Source organism: Planktothrix tepida PCC 9214 (assembly GCF_900009145.1).
Lineage (GTDB): Bacteria > Cyanobacteriota > Cyanobacteriia > Cyanobacteriales > Microcoleaceae > Planktothrix > Planktothrix tepida.
The window spans coordinates 840,772-858,900 of record NZ_LN889782.1; the positions used below are offsets into that span (position 1 = coordinate 840,772).

Genomic DNA, 18,129 nt, shown 5'->3' on the forward strand with positions numbered 1-18,129 from the left:
CGAGTAGGGATGATATGAAAAATTTAGAAGCTTATCAAGATGCGATCGCTTATTTTCGTTCTCCTCAAGCTATTCGAGAACGGTGTAATTTTATCTTTAATTTAGCGTTATCTGATCAGTTACAACATTTCTGTTATCACCCCGAAATGTTAGAAGGTGTCGCTGGTTTTGTTTTAGATAATATTAGACAAAATTATCCTAATCTTCAGGTTCCTTTCCATTCTCGATGGCGACATTTTGAAGTTGGGAATATTCCTCGCCTTGAAAAGTTACAAAAACAGCTAAATGATTTATCTTTAGTAGAACAAACTCAAGCGAAACTAGATTTAGCGATTATTAGTGTTTTATTAGATGCAGGTGCTGGGGAAAAATGGTACTATCAAGAATCTGAAACAGGGTTAGTTTGGCGACGTTCTGAAGGGTTAGCTATTGCAAGTTATGAAATGTTTGGTCAAGGGTTATTTTCAAGTGATCCTGAATTTCCTTTTCAAGTCGATGCTAAAGGATTAATGAATTTAACAGAATCTCAATTCATAAGCGGATTTCAAGTTAATAATAATAATCCTTTAATCGGAATTAAAGGGAGATTAGAACTGTTAAAAAAATTAGGGAAAACTTTATATGATTATCCTCATTTATTTGGAGAATATAACCCTAGACCCGGAAAATTAGTGGATTATTTTTTAACCCAAACCCAAGATAATCAACTGAGTGCGGTTACGGTTTTAACCGCTATTTTAGAAGGATTAGGAGAAATTTGGCCAGGACGATTAACTCTAAATCAGGTTAATTTGGGAGATGTTTGGTATTATCCAGGGTTAGAAGCCTTGGATTCCAAATATCCCTTTGTTCCCTTCCATAAATTATCCCAATGGTTAACTTATTCTTTACTTGAACCTTTGCAGGATTTAGGATTAGAAATTATTGATTTAGATCAATTAACCGGATTAGCAGAATATCGAAATGGAGGATTATGCTTAGATTTAGGATTATTAGAATTAAAAGATCCCAATTTATCTGAAATCTTCCATAAACCCGATTCTAGTGTTATTATAGAATGGCGATCGCTCACCATCATAATACTCGATAAAATTGCTGATATTATCTGCCACAAATTAAACTTCACTCCCCAAGAATTTCCCCTCGTTAAAGTCTTACAAGGGGGAACTTGGAACGCTGGACGTGAGATCGCTCAACAACACCGTTCTGATAGTTCTCCCCCTCTCAAATTAGAGAGTGATGGAACGGTATTTTAAGTTACTTTTGTTAATACAAATACACTACCTACATTTCCCCGTCCGATTCTTAAATCTTCATCTAAATAGGTAATATCTAACCAGCCTTGTTGATCCCGTGCTTGTAAATTAAAATCAATGGCTATAAATTTTTTACCTGTTTCAATATCCGTAATAAAAGGATTAGGGGATTGATAGCCGATAAATCGTTGAGAACCGATAATAAACCGATTAAATTTAACATTGACTCGTTTTTCTGAAACGGGCTCAAATTGGGCGGCGACACTGACTAATCCTTCTAATAACGGTAAACTTTGAACCTCGGCAATATTATAAACTTTTTGATCTGCTACCCGAATACATTGATAAATTTGTCCTAATCTCAACAATGGAAAACGACCGATTCCTAATAATTCATCGCTACTGGTATATAATAATCGCCAATTGCCGTCTAACAGTTGAGGAACGTCCAGGGGTCGAGGGTTGGGGTTGAAGTCCTCTAGTTGAGTAATGGCGGATAAAATAGCAACTTTATCGGTTTCAGTGGCGAGTAACCCTCGATTTTTACCCGCAATCAGTTCTAAGAGGGTGGCTTTTTTTTGATTAATCATAATAAAAAATTATATTATCAAAATAATGAGTTAGCTTTTTAAATCGATAAGACTCGATATAGATTTAACAATATGATACTGTCCATAATCAACTATTGTGTAAAATTACATTAAGTCTAACGTACTTCTATTTGACACCTGAAACTAAAAATGCTCAATCCATCATTGCGCGAAATCCCTGTCCATGAACCGGCGGATGTCATTCCTTCTAAGCAAGAAATTTCACTTCTGACTTGGTTGGAATCAACAGGACGTCTGATCGCGCGCGATACTCCCATTAGTGAAGTCACGGACTATTTGGATGATGAAGAGGAAATCTCGGAACTCATGTCCGTTGATGACTCTGTTTATGATGATGATGATGATGATGATATCGATGAGGACTTATTAGAAGGCTAGGAGTGCGATTCGTTTAGCTAAAAAATAGGCTGAAAAGCTTATGGGACAGCTAACTCAGTTGATGAAACTGGTGATAACTGATTACATTTGTAGGTGAGACGCTGTACGTCAAGTCCTACCCCTTAAGTGCTGAGGTGAAAGCATAACCCCTAATTTGCTTGGGTAGCAACCAACAGATTAAAGCGGGGTTAAAAGGTAGAACTACTGGTAGCCAAATCTGGTAACTATCGAGCAAGAAGTCCATGTGTAGCGAAAGCAAAGATGTGTCCAAACCATCGTAATTCTAAATGGTGCAATGGCTAAATCAGAGTAAAAACCTGATTAACACCAAGCCAAAAGGCAAGGATAGGGCATAAGCGGTTTTCTAGCCGACTCATTAGCACCGCCCAATAAACCCGGTGGATAGCATCACGCTAAAGACTTCAAACAAATGTGTAATCGGAACGAAGTAACCCCTAATTATCTCTGGTAAAAGATAGATAACCAGTAAGTAGCTAACGAATGATAGCTAGGGGAGGGATGGTATCAAAAGCGAATGCCTTGTTGTAATGACAAGGATATGCAGACAGATACTCGGTAATTCCAAAGAAATAGAACAAGTAGCAATGTAAATGTCTAAAACGCTGAATAAAAATCAGACGGTGGAATGGAAAGACATCAACTGGCGCAAGCTAGAACGGGTGACTTTTAAGTTGCAAAAGAGAATATTTCGAGCGAGTGAACGAGGCGATGTTAAAGCAGTTCGTAAACTTCAGAAGACCCTGATTAGGTCTTGGTCAGCAAAATGTATTGCGGTTCGTCGGGTAACACAAGATAATCAAGGTAAAAATACCGCAGGGGTGGATGGAATTAAATCTCTAACCCCAAAACAACGGAGGAGACTTGTAGGACGATTAAAGTTAACAGGTAAGGTAAAACCTACTCGTAGAGTAATGATTCCCAAACCCGGAACAACTGAAACCCGTCCATTAGGAATACCCACAATAGACGACCGTGCATTACAAGCGTTAGTCAAACTAGCGTTAGAACCAGAATGGGAGGCACTCTTCGAGCCAAACAGTTACGGTTTTAGACCAGGACGTTCCTGTCATGATGCAATCGGAGCAATATTCCTCAGCATTAGAAGCAAACCCAAATTCGTATTCGATGCTGATATCTCAAAATGCTTCGACCGCATCAACCATAAAGCGTTACTCTCCAAAATACACACATACCCCACTCTAAGCCGTTTAATTAAAGCATGGCTCAAAGCAGGGTATATGGACGGAAAAGAACTCTTTCCTACCCATGATGGTACACCACAAGGGGGAGTAATTTCACCCTTACTTGCGAACATTGCCCTACATGGTATGGAAGAAAGAGTTAAGCAATATGCAGAAACTCTGAAAGGGAGTAAACGGGATAACCGTTGCGCCCTTAGCCTAATCCGTTACGCGGATGACTTTGTGATAATCCATGAGGACTTGAACATTGTCAAAAATTGTCAAGAGATAATTGCTAACTGGTTAAGTGATTTGGGATTGGAATTAAAACCAAGCAAAACAAAAATAACTCATACCCTCAATGAAATTGATGGAAATGTTGGATTTGAGTTTTTAGGATTCCATATACAACAACACAAAGTAGGAAACTATCGAAGTGCAAGCAGTAGAAATGGAATACCGCTAGGTTTTACAACACTAATCACACCCTCAAAAGCCAAAATCAAAACTCATCTTGTCAAAATAACTGAAGTAATAGACAATCATAAAACCGCCCTACAAGCTGCTCTAATTAGTAAGCTAAATCCGATCATTAAAGGCTGGTCAAACTATTACTCAACAGTTGTTAGTAAAGAAATCTTTAAGAAGGTTGACTCTCTAACATACAACAAGTTGAGAGCATGGGCAAAAACGAGGGGAAAAGGGAACATCAATAAAGACAAATACTGGAGAACAGTAGGAGACAGAAACTGGTGTTTCAGTACAGAAGATGGATTAGAATTACTCACCCATAGCAGTACGCCAATCGTAAGGCATACAAAGGTTAAAGGCGAGGCTAGTCCATTTAATGGAGACTGGACTTATTGGAGCAAACGCCGAGGCGAATATCCTGAAACCCCTAACAGAGTTTCCAAACTAATCAAGAAACAAAAGGGTATTTGTCCTCACTGTGGTCTGTATTTCACAAGTACAGACATGGTAGAAGTTGATCATATTCAACCAATATCATTAGGTGGAAAAGATACCTATGATAACCTTCAACTTTTACACAAACATTGTCACGACACAAAAACGGCTAGTGATGGTTCTTTAACTAAAACAACAGTTGAGAATTATGACCACCAACCGTTTTGAATCGTACCTATAACAAAGGTGAAATTATCAAGGAGCCGTGTGAGGTGAAAATCTCACGCACGGTTCTGAAGGAGAGGTAGGAGTGGTAACGCTCCTATCGACTCTAACAGACCGACGAGGGCACTGTCACCGCTTGAGTGAAACCCTTTGTCCTATTTCCAGTCTTTTGACTTTGTGGTGTTGAGGATTAAATTTTTTTGTGGATACCAAATTTTCTTCGGTTAAATCATTCAACTTGTCTGGACAAACCTTACTATTGTTCCTGAGTTTGGGGTTGAGTGTATTCGCCTTGAGTTTAGATGGGGTGAACGGCCAATTATTCCAGATTCAAGGGTCGTTATTTCTGCCTTGGTTAGTGTGTACGGTTGCGGTTTCTGTTTTGGGATCTTGGGTGATTCCAATTTTAGTCCGAATTAAAGCCGGACAATTTATTCGAGAAGATGGCCCCCAAGCGCATTTACAAAAAGCTGGAACTCCAACGATGGGAGGGGTCTTTTTGATTCCTGCGGGTGTAGCGATCGCTGTTATTTTAACTCAATTTCACCCCCATGTAATAGCGGTTTCTGCCTTAACTTTAGCCTACGGATTGATTGGTTGGTTGGATGACTGGCAAATTTTAAGACGTAAATCGAATAAAGGCATTTCTCCTAAAATGAAATTGGCGTTGCAAGTCGGTTTTGCAACGCTATTTTGTTTGTGGTTATTAGCAACTCAATCTCCAACCTTAACCACCGTTGCGTTACCCTTGGGATTCGCAATTCCCTTGGGATTATTATTCTGGCCGTTGGCAATTTTTGTTCAAGTTGCTGAGAGTAATGCCACCAATTTAACCGATGGGGTTGATGGATTAATGGGGGGGTTAGGTGCGATCGCATTTTTGGGGTTAGGTGCGTATTTAGCCCCCACAGCACCGGAATTAACCACCTTTTGTGCTTGTATGAGTGGGAGTTGTTTAGGATTTGTTACCCATAACCGGAACCCAGCAAAAGTATTTATGGGGGATACGGGAGCCTTAGCATTAGGAGGAGCTTTTGCTACCGTTGCCTTATTAACCAATAGTTTGTGGGTGCTATTGATTATTAGTGGAATTTTCTTCGTTGAAACCCTGTCGGTGATTGCTCAAGTTAGCTATTATAAAGCGACCAAAAACTCCGATGGAGTCGGAAAGCGTCTGTTAAAAATGGCTCCTTTGCACCATCATTTAGAATTATCAGGATGGCAAGAAACCCAAGTTGTCGGAACTTTTTATTTGATTAATGCTATCTTAGTTTTAATCACCCTGATCCTAGGTTATTTATCAACCTAAATCTTGCTCTTCCCTCACATCTGGTTTTATTTCCATGACTAACCTTTCTGTTGTTATCCCCGTTTATAATGGTGAAACGGATTTGCCGGATTTAATTGATTGTTTGCGATCGCAAACCTATCCGGCAGATCAAGTAGAATACTTATTGGTTGATAATAATAGTCAGGATAATTCTGTTGCGATTGTCAAGGAATTAGCAGCGCATTCTTCAATTCAGATTCGGTCGTTGTCAGAAAATCAGATTCAAAGTTCATATGCTGCTCGTAATGCCGGAATTCGAGCCGCGACCGGGGAAATTATTGCCTTTACGGATATGGATTGCCGTCCAGAACCTCAATGGTTAGAGGAATTAATTAAACCCTTTTATAATCAAAATATCGGGTTAGTTGCAGGTGAAATCATTGCTTTACCCAGTGAAAATTTATTAGAAAAGTATGCCGATAAACAAGATACTTTATCTCAAAAACACACCTTAAATCATGGGTTTTTACCCTACGGTCAAACGGCTAATTTAGCCATTCGGCGTGTGATTTTTGAACAGGTGGGTTTGTTTCGTCCCTACCTGACTACTGGGGGGGATGCCGATATCTGTTGGCGGATTCAACAACAAACGAATTATCAATTAGAATTTGCACCTCTAGCAACGGTTAAACATCGTCATCGGTCTACGTTCAAAGCCTTACAAAGTCAGTGGCGACGCTACGGACAATCCAATCGTTATTTACACGAACTTCATGGTATTAATTTAATGGAAGGGTTAACCTTTTCTGATTATGTTTATCGCTTAGGACGTTGGGTTTTAAAAGAATTACCTCTCGGTAGCGTAAAACTTTTGATGGGAAAAGCGGAAATCGTGGATTTAGTCAGTACCCCCATCTCGTTATTAAATGGAACTGCTCGCTTTCAAGGACAACAACAATCGAAATTATCTGAACAAGCTGAATGGATTGAACATTTGTAATAAAAATAGAAACGTTATTCTCGGAATATCCTCAACTGAGCTTCATAAATCTACCCCTTTTGTAAAACTTATGATTTTAGGGAAAACTCTGATTATATAAAATTAAATTATATAACGAATGAATCAGCCCGGTTGACTAAAAGCCGAAGCAATACTAAAAACCTAAATTTCCGTTAGAATTCGGTTACTGTTCTGACTAGGTTTATATTTTGAATCAAAAATCTGTATTGAAAATTACAATTATTTAAAATAAAAACCATAAAACCATAAAAATATTTTATCTTAAAAAACAGTTGCTTTTAATGAATTTTTCTTAAGCTTTTGGCTAATTAGAAATAAACTTGGTATGTTTTTAACATCAAGTTAACATTGCTCATTTTCTCAGACTAAGCTCAACTTACAGATTGCACCGCACCAAGCTAAGGACGTCTTTCTCGTTTTAACTTAGAAACCCTAATTTCTCAAAAACCAGTTTTACTGAAATCACTAGCCTATCCTCATCCGATACGCTATTTGATTTGAGTAGTTTACTATTTTCAAGTAGTCCTAGATTAGCTTGGCTATTCTGTCATCACTTCCCCTCTGATTATGCCTCAGCAACCCCCAAAAGTTTATCATCCAGAACTGGGTTATTTTCCCATTCCGGTTTCAAAATCAAAACCTCCACCTAGAATTTGTTTTTTAGGTGGAGGTTTTGCTGGACTCTATTTAATTCCCCCCGAATTTAAACACAGGAAAATTTCCCCTTCATTCTAACTTAACTCCCAACAAGCTTTATAAACTCTTCAGTATTGCACTCAGTCATGTCTAAACTTAATTCAGATCAAGCTTTATTGTCAAATCAACAATTGGAGCGAATTCTCTTATGGAAATTATCAAGAAGAAAAACCATAAATTGCTGTCTAAAATCCCGGGTTCGTTAATAATTTTGTTGGTAATTTTCTTACACTTATTGACCGAAAATATGAGATTTTGCTCCCATCGAAATTCCAACTTTTTTCTGTTAAAAATTATTTGTTTTAGCATTCCCAACGATCCAGATTTATATCCATTTTTAGATTATCCTATATATCCTGGAGCTAGATATGAAGGCGTTAATATTAACCAATATTTTCTCATCGGAATTTTAGAAGATGGAACAGAAGTAACGATTACAAGCAACGATTTGAATAGTTCTCATGATAATTTTTTAAGAAATATATTACCTCAAATTGAAAAGCAGAATCTTAAACTGATCGAAAATTATGTTAAAATTTATGAACAAAAATCCAGTTTTAATCTAGTGAGGCTGCGTTTAGAAAACCATCCCTTAGTAATTACCCGTGAAGGAGTTAATTCCACAGAAAAAGAAGTCGTTGTCGATCTGAAGTTGTAAAGCCTATTGAATCAACATTATTAATTGTAGGGGGAATGAACACGACCGTTTTCACCCTTTTTAGGGGATAATTCAAAGTAGACCTGTTTGTTGACGAAATCGCCATGACTCGATTTAGACTGTCTCAACAACACTTAAATTTGTTGTCTCTGTGTCCCCGAAAGTTTCAATATACCTATTTAGATCAATTGGTTTCCCCCATCTCTCCAGAGGATGAGGAACGCATCACTTGGGGAAATCGATTTCACCTGTTGATGCAGCAACATGAGTTAGGATTACCGGTGGAAGCATTACTCACGGAAGACCTTGAATTAAAACGCTGTTATACTGAATTTTTAAGTGTTGCATCGGATATTTTTACGTTAAATTCTGATCAGCAAAATTTAAGATTTCGAGAAGCAGAACATTACCGAAGTTTAAATTTCAAGGATGATTTATTAGTTGCTATTTATGATTTAATTAAAGCCGAGGAACAACAAGCGCAAATATTTGATTGGAAAACCTATCCTCGTCCCCAAAATCGCCATCTTTTAGAACAAAATTGGCAAACTCGATTATATCTTTATCTTTTAGTCGAAACCAGTCAATATTTACCCGAACAAGTTTCGATGACCTATTGGTTTGTTAAGTCTCCTCAAAAACAACCTCCTCAATCTTTACACTTTCCCTATACTGAACAACAGCATCAAAAAAATCAACAAGATTTAACCCAACTGATTGATCAATTTCATCACTATTTAGAGGGTTATGAACAAGGTAAACCCTTTCCCCAGGTTGATATAACTCAAGGATATTGTAAATCTTGTCAATTCGGGATTCGTTGTCAACGAGTTCCTGAAGAATTAGCACTTGATCAACCTTTAAATTCTCTGAATCTTTATAATATTGATCAAATTCAAGAAGTTACAATCTAAAGGATTAATCTTTTTACCTATCACTGTTCCCTGTTCCCTACTATATGTGGCAAATTCAACCAACTTTAGATGTTCCTGAATGGGTAATTCCTATTATTCAAGAGTATGCACCTCAAAGTTCAGGAAAATATATTGCTCAATTATTGCTTCGCCGAAGAATACAAACCCCTCAACAATTAGTTGGATTTTTAAATCCTCAATGTTATCAATCTGCAAGTCCCTTTGAGTTTGGAATTGAGATGGAAAGGGCCGTTGAACGATTAGTTTTAGCGCGAAATAACCAAGAAATTGTAACCATTTGGGGAGATTTTGATGCTGATGGGATTACTGCAACTTCTGTGTTATGGGATGGATTAGGACAATTTTTTAATCGTGAAAACCAGCAACTATCTTATTATATCCCTAATCGATTAATAGAATCTCATGGATTAAATTATACCGGAATTGATCAATTATATCAACAAGGATGCCAGTTAATTGTTACCTGTGATACGGGAAGTACAAATTTAAAAGAAATTGAATATGCTCATCAATTAGGGATTGATATTATTGTTACGGATCATCATACTTTGCTCGAAGAAAGACCGCCTGTTATTGCGATTATTAATCCCCGTTATTTATCTCCAGATCATCCTTTATATCATTTATCAGGCGTTGCCGTTGCTTATAAATTAGTCGAGGCATTATATGAAATTTTACCCAATATTCCTCAACGTCCCTTAGAAGATTTATTAGATTTAGTTGCGATTGGTTTAATTGCTGACTTAGTTCAACTCAAAGGAGATTGTCGTTATTTAGCTCAATTAGGAATTGAAAAATTACAACAACAATTAAAAAATCCAACCCGTCCAGGGGTCGCTAAACTGTTAGAACTCTGTAAACGAACAGGCGATCGCCCGACGGATATTTCCTTCGGTCTTGGCCCTAGAATTAATGCCGTGAGTCGCATTTATGGCGATGCTAAATTCTGTGTTGAACTCCTCACCAGCCGAGATAAAAAACGCTGTCAACAACTCGCTTTAGAAACCGAATTAGCCAATACTCGCCGTAAAGCATTACAACAAGATGTGACCCGTGATGTTATGGCAAAATTAAGAAAAATAGATTTATCAACTACTCAAGTTATTGTGTTATCCGATGCTCAATGGCCGGGAGGAGTTTTAGGTTTAGTGGCGGGTCAAGTCGCTCAAAATTATGGACGACCGACGATTTTATTAACCACCGAAGGAACAATTAATTTATCCGGTTATGGAGATCAATTAAGTCAGAATTCAGAGTTTAAATTAGCTAGAGGTTCTGCTCGTTCAGTAAATCAAATTGATCTCTATGAATTAGTTAAAAGTCAATCCCATCTTTTACATCGATTTGGGGGTCATCCCTTAGCCGCTGGGTTAAGTTTACCCGTAGAAAATATACCTATTTTTACCGATGCTATTAATCGCCAAATGCGAGAACAAGTTGAATCGGATTTAGAAGAAATTGGACAACGGAATATTCAAGTTGATTTAGTTTGCACCGTTGCCGAATTAGGGGTTGATTTATTTCAAGAATTAAAACTATTAGAACCTTGTGGAATGGGAAACCCAGTTCCGAAACTTTTAATTCAAAATTGTTGGTTTACAAATGCTTGGCATTCTTTAGAACAAGATGTTAGAGGACGAAAAGTTCAATATATTAAAACCACTTTTGAACTGTGGGATGAGTCCACCACAACGGGATTTCCGGGGGTTTGGTGGGGACATTATAAAGATGAATTGCCAGAGGGACGTTCAGATGTTTTAGTTGAACTGGATTTTAATACCTTTAAAAAACAATATGAAATTCGCGTATTAGAATTATATTCTGCTGAAAATCAAGCTCTGATCTCATCGATTAATTTTGCTGATCACCCGATTTTAGATTATCGAAATCAACCCCTAGATGAACGTTTATCTAATTCGGAAGGAAGTCAAAATCCATTAATTCTCAAAGATTGTCCAACGTGTTGGGAAGACTTACAAGCTTGGTTTCGACGCGCCTATACTCAAAAAAAACCCTTAGCGATCGCTTATACCTTACCTGAATTATTACCTCCTGTCAAAATTTGGGAACAACTCATTGGAATTGCAAAATATCTTAGTCGTACCCATCAAGCCGTCACCCATCAACAACTGCGCCATCAATTAAACCTCGGAGGAATCCCCTTAAAAATAGGTTTTGAAGCCTTAAAACTCCTAGGATTTAAAATTGAATATCGGGATCATTCCTGTTATATAACTCGACAGGATTTATCACCCTTGAATGCTTCCCCAACTCTTCCCCAATTAATCCAAACCTTTTTAATTGCTGTTCAAGAAGAACAGTTTCGGCGCGAATATTTTTGTAATGTTCCTGTTTCAACCCTAGAATATTTTGCTATTCAAACCATGAAAAATATAGGAGTTTAAGCATAAAAAAACTCAAGTTTTACTGAACTTAGGGAGAATATTGAATCCGATAAATTCGACCATTACTTTCTTCCGTAAAAATCAAACTTCCATCGGGTAAGACTAATAATCCTACCGGACGACCCCAGGTTTCAGGGATAGAAGGATTAACTAAAAATCCAGTTAAAAACTCTTCATAATAATCTTGGGGACGACCTTGATTAAAGGGAATAAAAACTAATTTATATCCCGTTCCTGCATTCCGGTTCCAACTGCCTCGAAAGGCAACAAATGCCCCATTTTTATATTGATCAGGGAAGGTATTTCCATCATAAAATTGTAACCCTAAAGCAGCAGAATGGGCTTGAAACAGAACATCAGGTTTTAATGTTTTTTGAACTAAATCCGGCTGAATACTTTGACCATTTTCAACATGACGCGGATCAAGGTTATTGGGTGTAAAATAACTATAGGGCCATCCATAGAATTCTCCTGGTCGAATACGAGTAAAATAATCAGGAACTAAATCATCTCCTAAGCCATCTCGTTCATTAACAGTTGTATAGAGTTCTGTGGTTTGGGGATGGAAATCTAACCCAACAGGATTTCTAAGTCCAGACGCAAAAGTTTGTTGATTAGAGCCATCTAAATTCATGATTTGAACCGATGCTCTAGGAAGATTTTCTTCACTCACATTTGTTTCTGAACCTATAGAAACATAGAGTTTTTTATTATCGGGAGAAACAACAACATTTCGAGTCCAATGCTGGTTATATCCGCCTCCGGGTAACGTTGCTATTTTCTCACCAGTTCCGGTCAGTTGATCTTGATTATTATAAGCATAACGTCTGACTTCGTTTGTATTTCCTAAGAAAAAATAATTGGGAGAAAATGCCATTCCAAAGGGAATATTTAACCCATTTTTTCCGTCAGCAAAGGTTGTAATCTCATCCGTTACTCCATCTTTATTAGTATCTTTTAATAACCGAATTCGGTTTTGTTTGGTTTCAGTAACTAATACATTACCATTGGGGGTTAAGGCTAACCAACGGGGATTATCTAGGTTTTCAGCAAATATATTAACTTTAAATCCGGGGGGAACATTTAAAACGGGGTTATCTGGAATTGCAATAACTTGAGGCGGCTTAGAAGCACTATTACTATGAAAGGGTTGAGGTAAACTTTCTAAAGTAATCCGAATCGGTTGGGGGGATAAAGGCTTTATTGGAATCGGTTTTGGGGGTTCGGGAGTAGCAGAAATAGCTGTTGATTCAGAATTGGAAATGGGGGGAGTAATTAAGGAGCGATCGCTATTTTGTTGACAAGCGATTAACAGCCCTAAAAATAAGATTGGAAAATAACGCCAATTCAACATAAAAACTTTCCCCCTATTGATGAGTTATTTAATGTCTATCATCAATTATACAAAAAATCAAAAAAATGGGGGTTAGAAACTCGGTTTCTGTATTCACCTAAGTAACTGAAAGGAAAGTTAAGTTATAAACTAAGTTTCTGAGTCCTGGTGTCAATTTTGAGATAAACTATGATTTGTCGAGATTAAAATTTGAGTTACGCCATGAAAGTGATTGCTTTCGTGATTAAAACAGGGTTAATTCTGAGTTTCATATTAGGTTGGACAGTTCCCACTGAGGCGACCAACTTCAAAACGATAGAACAATTAGTTGAAACGAAAGCTTGTCCTTCATTCCTTTGGCAAAGTTGCAACTTAGAAGGCGCAAATTTAGAAGGATTTGATTTATCGAATGCTCAGTTGTCAGGAGCCAATTTAAAACAAGCAAATTTAAAAAATGCCAATTTAAGATATGCTAATTTATCAGGAGGTAATTTGCGAGCCGCTCATTTAGAAAATGCCAATTTATTAGGAGCAAATCTCAGCCATGCTTACCTATCAAAAGCCAATTTAACCCATGCCAGTTTATTAGAAGCGAATTTTACTTTAGCTAATTTAACTCATGCTAATTTAGAAAAATCAACCTTATTGGGAGCCAGATTATGGGGAACAAACTTAACGCAAGCGAATTTAACTTATGCCAGTTTACGAGGCACTAATTTACAATATGCCAACTTAGAAAAAAGTAATTTAAGCTTTGCCGAATTAAACAGCTTATTGTTTCGAGATTCCCCTCAATTTACGAATCTCAGTAATGCTAATTTAGAAGGAGCAAACCTAGAAGGCGTTAATTTAGAAACCGTGATTTTAGAAGGTGCTGTCATGCCGGATGGTTCAATTCATGAGTAATCATTGAAGGTTAAAATCCGTTATAATAGTCCAGGAAATGACTCGCTTAATTCATGTCATGCTAGAAACCCTACAAACAAAATTGTATGAACTGGCACAACTGGCAAATGATCTGGTTCAAACCCAACTAACTCATCTAACTGGGGTGAGTATTGCTGTTATTTTTATGGCGGGTTTGTTAACCAGTTTAACGCCTTGTATGCTGTCCATGTTACCGATTACCATTGGCTATATTGGTGGTTATGAAACCGAAAATCGACAACAAGCCGCCATTCAATCCATTTGGTTTGCATTAGGACTGGCTACCACCTTAGCTGGGTTAGGAATTCTGGCATCTTTTGTCGGACAAGTCTATGGTCAAATTGGCTTTGGTTTACCCATTATTGTAAGTGTGATTGCGATTTTAATGGGGTTAAATTTATTAGAAGCTTTGCCCCTACAAATGCCTGCTTTTGATACAATGGGATGGATACCTAAACAGTTTCCCCAAAGCTTGAAATCCTATTTATTAGGGTTAACCTTTGGGTTAGTCGCGTCTCCCTGTAGTACCCCTGTATTGGCAACATTATTAGCCTGGGTTTCTACAACAGGAGATATTATTTTAGGAGGAATTTTATTATTAGCTTATGCAGTTGGTTATGTTGCACCTTTGGTATTAGCAGGAACCTTTACAGCCACGATTAAAAAAATGCTAGAACTGCGAAAATGGTCTAACTGGATTACGCCGACAAGTGGCGTTTTATTAGTTGGGTTTGGTGTATTTTCGCTGGTGTTTAGATTGTTACCCGTTACTTAATCACAGAGGAACATAAAATGGAGACAGAACCGTCAGTATTTCAAAAACTAATAGCGGGAGAAACCTTAATCAAAAAAGTGTTTAGGAAAGAAATTTTACCGATTTTAGCCGATTTAAGACTCGCTATTTTACTGTTATTAATAATTGCTGTTTTTAGTATTTCAGGAACACTTCTCGAACAAGGTCAATCCCTAGAATATTATCAATCCAATTATCCTGAACATCCTGCTTTATTTGGCTTTTTAACCTGGAAAATTATTATTTTTATTGGGTTGGATCATGTTTATCGAACTTGGTGGTTTTTATCGCTTTTAGTGTTATTTGGGAGTAGCTTAACGGCTTGTACCTTTACCCGACAATTACCGACTTTAAAATCAGCCCGTCGCTGGACTTATTACGATAAACCCCAACAATTTCAAAGTATTGCTTTAAGTGCTGAATTAACCACAGGTTCTTTAACCGCTTTAGAACCTTTACTGAAAAAACGTCATTATTTAGTTTTTCAAGACGGGAATAAACTTTATGCTAGACGGGGAATTATCGGAAGAATAGGGCCGATTGTCGTTCATGGGAGTATGTTGATTATTTTAGCAGGTTCTATTATTGGTTCAATTACAGGATTTACAGCCCAAGAAATGGTTCCAGGGGGGAATATTTTTCAAGTTAAAAATATCCTAGATGCGGGACAATTTTCCCAAGCTCAAATTCCTAAAGATTGGGCGGTTAAGGTTAATCGTTTTTGGATTGATTATGATCCTGATGGCAGAATTGATCAATTTTATTCAGATTTATCAGTTATTAATAAACAAGGGGAGGAAGTTGAGCGTAAAACGATTCATGTTAACGAACCTTTTCGATATCAAGGCGTGACTTTTTATCAAGCAGATTGGGGTATTGGAGCCTTACGAGTGCGGGTGAATAAAAGCCCTGTATTTCGCTTACCAATGGCTCCCTTAGACACCGGAGGTCAAGGACGAATTTGGGGAACCTGGATTCCCATTAAACCGGATTTTAGTGCCGGGGTTTCTGTCTTAGCCAAAGATTTAAAAGGAACCGTATTAGTCTATAACGGAAAGGGTGAATTAGTGTCAACCGTCCGCGAGGGAATGTCAACCGAAGTGGATGGAGTAACGTTATTTATTGATGAAGTTGTCGGGAGTACGGGATTACAAATTAAAGCCGATCCGGGGATTCCCATTGTTTATTTAGGGTTTGGGTTGTTAATGATTAGCGTGATGATGAGTTATGTTTCCCATTCTCAAATTTGGGCATTAAAAGAAGGAGAACGTTTATATATTGCGGGTAAAACTAATCGAGCAAAAGTCACCTTTGAACGGGAAATTGTTGCTATTTTAGATGACTTAAATGATTTAGATCAAAATAATTTACTTTCGGTCGGTAATTTGTCAGAAAATTTACAAAATTGATCTGAATTCCCGTTCTGTTGTATTTAGTAAAACTCTCGTAAATGCGGGGGTTCTCCTAACATCACAACGGAACAGTTTAAACGATCTAACAATTGGTTTGTGATATCACTAACGGCTAATCCAGCAGCAGTACGATATCGAGTTGCGCGGAGAACAACTAAATCAGCCGACTCAGAAGCGGTCAGAATTTGTCGAACAATATCCTGTCCTCGTCTGACCTCAATTTCTATTCGGGCTGCGTTTTTTGCCGTTTTTTCTTCTGTTAATTTAGCCAGTTGAGATTGAATCCAAATCATCCCTTTTTCAGAAGTCGAGCGATCGCATAAATGCAAAATTTTAATGGATAATCCCGAATTCCCTAATGCTTCTGCAAATTTTAATAATCTAACCGTTTCTTCTCCTAAATTTTCCACAGGAACTAAAACTCGTTGAATTTGTTGGGGTTCAATTAATAAACGAGAAACGGCAACGGGACAATGAGTATCCCATAAGACACCATCAATCAAATTTCCGAATAAACGAGCTTGAAATCCTCTTCTGCGTCCCCATCCCATCACAATTAAATTTGCTTTTTGTTCTCGTGCTGCTCGTACAATACCTTGAGAAATACTATCATCAATTCTTAATAAAGATTGGCAAGATACTTGTAAAGTCGTTGCTAATTCTTTTGCCTTCTCTAGGAGCAATTCGCCTTTTTTTAAAGCCGTTTCTAATTCGGGAATATCCATATTACTCCCATGGGGAACTGTAATGACCAGAGGAATAATTTGACCGGAATGACCCTTAGCAAATAAAGCTGCCATTTCTATTAAATGACGTTCTGTGCTTGGATTATAAACCGGAACAACAACCGTAAAAGTTTGATCGAGTGAAAGGGTTTCCCCAACCTCAAAATCCGGTTCTGTATGGGGTTCTGCTGAGGAAGTTGGAAGTCCAACCGCAACTCGACTGGTAATAATAGGGCCTAAAGTTGCCGTAACTAATAATAAAACAATGACACTATTTAAAACTTCTTCATTAATTAATTGTGCTTTATAACCGACTAAAGCAGCCGCTAATGTGGCTCCCACTTGGGGAATGGATAATGACCACATGGTTAACATTTCTTGGTTAGTATACTTATAAATTAATTTAGTAAGAAAAGCAGCTAAAAATTTACTTCCCAGTAAAGCAAAAACAATGGTTGCGGGAAAGGCAAAGGACAATATACTTTTGAGGAATCCTTGTAAATCAATTAATAATCCTAAATCTACAAAAAATATAGGAATAAATAACACACTTCCTACAAAAACAACTTTTTCTTTAACAGCACCTTCTCCGACCACTTCATTAACCGCTAATCCTGCTAAAAATGCCCCAATAATTTTTTCAACTCCAATTAACTGAGCGCCTAGAGAAGCGAGAAAAACCACTAACAAGACAAATAAAAATTGATTTCCTTCTTCCTTACCAATTTTATTAAAGAATAGTCTTCCTAACCAATCAAAGCCAAACAAAACGACAGCCGTATAAATTGCTAAGGCTAAAATTAAAGCAATTAAATTAGTAATTGAAAAGTCTCCTGCATGAACGGCAATACAGACCGCTAAGACTAATAATGAGCCAATATCTGTAAAAATTGTCGCTCCAATGGTAACAACAACTGCTTCATTATTAACAACTCCTAATCTGCTAATAATGGGATAAGCTAATAAAGTATGGGACGCTAATAAAGAGCCAATTAAAATTGAGGCATTCCAATCCCAACCAAATAAACGACCAACTAAAATTCCAGCAGAAAGAGGAAAGGCAAAGGTTAAAAAACCAAACCCCATTGAGCGATTTTTCCGGCGTTTAAATTGCTTAATATCAACTTCCAAACCTGCCACAAACATGAGGTAAAGTAACCCGATGTCAGATAAAAGTTTCATCATCGGCAGTTCAGTTGATAAGATTTTCAACCCATAAGGCCCTAGGAGAACTCCCGCCACTAATAATCCTATTAATCCAGGGAGTTTAAAGCGTTCAAATAGAATAGGTACGGTCAAGATAACCAGAAGCAAAACTGCAAATGGAACAATGGGTTCTGCTAAAACTTCCGCCAAATTACCCATAATCAAAATAA

General features: G+C 37.5%; 13 protein-coding genes and 1 pseudogene. 11 read left to right on the forward strand and 3 right to left on the reverse strand.

The genetic code is table 11. The features are described 5' to 3' along the window. Window positions 1-14: 14 nt before the first annotated feature. Window positions 15-1,256, forward strand: coding sequence for a URC4/urg3 family protein (locus tag PL9214_RS06585; protein WP_072718005.1), 1,242 nt, complete (start codon window positions 15-17; stop codon window positions 1,254-1,256). Here PL9214_RS06585 and PL9214_RS06590 read toward each other — a convergent pair. After that, window positions 1,253-1,846 (reverse strand): PAP/fibrillin family protein, encoded by a 594-nt coding sequence (locus PL9214_RS06590; RefSeq protein ID WP_072718006.1) that lies wholly within the window; start codon window positions 1,844-1,846, stop codon window positions 1,253-1,255. The two genes, PL9214_RS06585 and PL9214_RS06590, sit on opposite strands and share 4 nt — an antisense overlap. A gap of 150 nt (window positions 1,847-1,996) precedes the next feature. On the opposite strand from PL9214_RS06590, the gene PL9214_RS06595 reads away from it, so the two are divergent. The 7 genes and pseudogenes from PL9214_RS06595 (at window position 1,997) to recJ (ending at window position 11,563) form a co-directional block, all read left to right on the forward strand. Further along, window positions 1,997-2,245: a DUF3134 domain-containing protein gene (locus PL9214_RS06595; protein WP_072718007.1), complete on the forward strand. Its 249-nt coding sequence runs from the start codon at window positions 1,997-1,999 to the stop codon at window positions 2,243-2,245. Window positions 2,246-2,856: 611 nt separating this feature from the next. Beyond that, window positions 2,857-4,661, forward strand: a pseudogene (gene ltrA, locus PL9214_RS06600) (group II intron reverse transcriptase/maturase). 119 nt (window positions 4,662-4,780) lie between these two features. Continuing rightward, window positions 4,781-5,887 (forward strand): phospho-N-acetylmuramoyl-pentapeptide-transferase, encoded by a 1,107-nt coding sequence (gene mraY, locus PL9214_RS06605; RefSeq protein WP_072718008.1) that lies wholly within the window; start codon window positions 4,781-4,783, stop codon window positions 5,885-5,887. Between the two features lie 34 nt (window positions 5,888-5,921). After that, entirely contained in the window at window positions 5,922-6,848 is a 927-nt protein-coding gene (locus PL9214_RS06610) for a glycosyltransferase family 2 protein (RefSeq protein WP_072718009.1), read from the forward strand. A gap of 964 nt (window positions 6,849-7,812) precedes the next feature. Continuing rightward, complete coding sequence (locus tag PL9214_RS06615; RefSeq protein ID WP_139294981.1) at window positions 7,813-8,223, forward strand: hypothetical protein; 411 nt, start codon at window positions 7,813-7,815, stop codon at window positions 8,221-8,223. A gap of 104 nt (window positions 8,224-8,327) precedes the next feature. Next, window positions 8,328-9,137 (forward strand): PD-(D/E)XK nuclease family protein, encoded by an 810-nt coding sequence (locus PL9214_RS06620; protein WP_072718011.1) that lies wholly within the window; start codon window positions 8,328-8,330, stop codon window positions 9,135-9,137. 44 nt (window positions 9,138-9,181) lie between these two features. Beyond that, complete coding sequence (recJ, locus tag PL9214_RS06625) at window positions 9,182-11,563, forward strand: single-stranded-DNA-specific exonuclease RecJ (protein WP_072718012.1); 2,382 nt, start codon at window positions 9,182-9,184, stop codon at window positions 11,561-11,563. Window positions 11,564-11,591: 28 nt separating this feature from the next. Here the strand turns inward: recJ and PL9214_RS06630 are convergent, their stop codons facing one another. Further along, complete coding sequence (locus tag PL9214_RS06630) at window positions 11,592-12,917, reverse strand: PQQ-dependent sugar dehydrogenase (protein WP_072718013.1); 1,326 nt, start codon at window positions 12,915-12,917, stop codon at window positions 11,592-11,594. Between the two features lie 201 nt (window positions 12,918-13,118). On the opposite strand from PL9214_RS06630, the gene PL9214_RS06635 reads away from it, so the two are divergent. The 3 genes from PL9214_RS06635 to PL9214_RS06645 are packed head-to-tail and all read left to right on the forward strand — an operon-like array spanning window position 13,119 to window position 16,025. Continuing rightward, entirely contained in the window at window positions 13,119-13,802 is a 684-nt protein-coding gene (locus PL9214_RS06635; protein WP_072718014.1) for a pentapeptide repeat-containing protein, read from the forward strand. Window positions 13,803-13,860: 58 nt separating this feature from the next. Then, entirely contained in the window at window positions 13,861-14,598 is a 738-nt protein-coding gene (locus tag PL9214_RS06640; protein WP_072718693.1) for a cytochrome c biogenesis protein CcdA, read from the forward strand. 17 nt (window positions 14,599-14,615) lie between these two features. After that, complete coding sequence (locus PL9214_RS06645) at window positions 14,616-16,025, forward strand: cytochrome c biogenesis protein (protein ID WP_072718015.1); 1,410 nt, start codon at window positions 14,616-14,618, stop codon at window positions 16,023-16,025. A 23-nt stretch (window positions 16,026-16,048) separates the two neighbouring features. On the opposite strand, the gene PL9214_RS06650 is transcribed toward PL9214_RS06645, so the two are convergent. Then, window positions 16,049-18,118 (reverse strand): cation:proton antiporter domain-containing protein, encoded by a 2,070-nt coding sequence (locus tag PL9214_RS06650; RefSeq protein ID WP_072718016.1) that lies wholly within the window; start codon window positions 18,116-18,118, stop codon window positions 16,049-16,051. Window positions 18,119-18,129: the final 11 nt, after the last annotated feature.

Bases quoted from the DNA above. Each gene is read 5' to 3' on its own strand.
- PL9214_RS06585 (WP_072718005.1), top strand. From the start codon at position 15: ATGAAAAATTTAGAAGCTTATCAAGATGCGATCGCTTATTTTCGTTCT.
- PL9214_RS06590 (WP_072718006.1), bottom strand. From the start codon at position 1,846: ATGATTAATCAAAAAAAAGCCACCCTCTTAGAACTGATTGCGGGTAAA.
- recJ (WP_072718012.1), top strand. From the start codon at position 9,182: ATGTGGCAAATTCAACCAACTTTAGATGTTCCTGAATGGGTAATTCCT.
- PL9214_RS06635 (WP_072718014.1), top strand. From the start codon at position 13,119: ATGAAAGTGATTGCTTTCGTGATTAAAACAGGGTTAATTCTGAGTTTC.
- PL9214_RS06650 (WP_072718016.1), bottom strand. From the start codon at position 18,118: ATGGGTAATTTGGCGGAAGTTTTAGCAGAACCCATTGTTCCATTTGCA.
- PL9214_RS06620 (WP_072718011.1), top strand. From the start codon at position 8,328: ATGACTCGATTTAGACTGTCTCAACAACACTTAAATTTGTTGTCTCTG.
- PL9214_RS06610 (WP_072718009.1), top strand. From the start codon at position 5,922: ATGACTAACCTTTCTGTTGTTATCCCCGTTTATAATGGTGAAACGGAT.
- PL9214_RS06615 (WP_139294981.1), top strand. From the start codon at position 7,813: ATGAGATTTTGCTCCCATCGAAATTCCAACTTTTTTCTGTTAAAAATT.
- PL9214_RS06595 (WP_072718007.1), top strand. From the start codon at position 1,997: ATGCTCAATCCATCATTGCGCGAAATCCCTGTCCATGAACCGGCGGAT.
- PL9214_RS06645 (WP_072718015.1), top strand. From the start codon at position 14,616: ATGGAGACAGAACCGTCAGTATTTCAAAAACTAATAGCGGGAGAAACC.
- PL9214_RS06630 (WP_072718013.1), bottom strand. From the start codon at position 12,917: ATGTTGAATTGGCGTTATTTTCCAATCTTATTTTTAGGGCTGTTAATC.
- PL9214_RS06640 (WP_072718693.1), top strand. From the start codon at position 13,861: ATGCTAGAAACCCTACAAACAAAATTGTATGAACTGGCACAACTGGCA.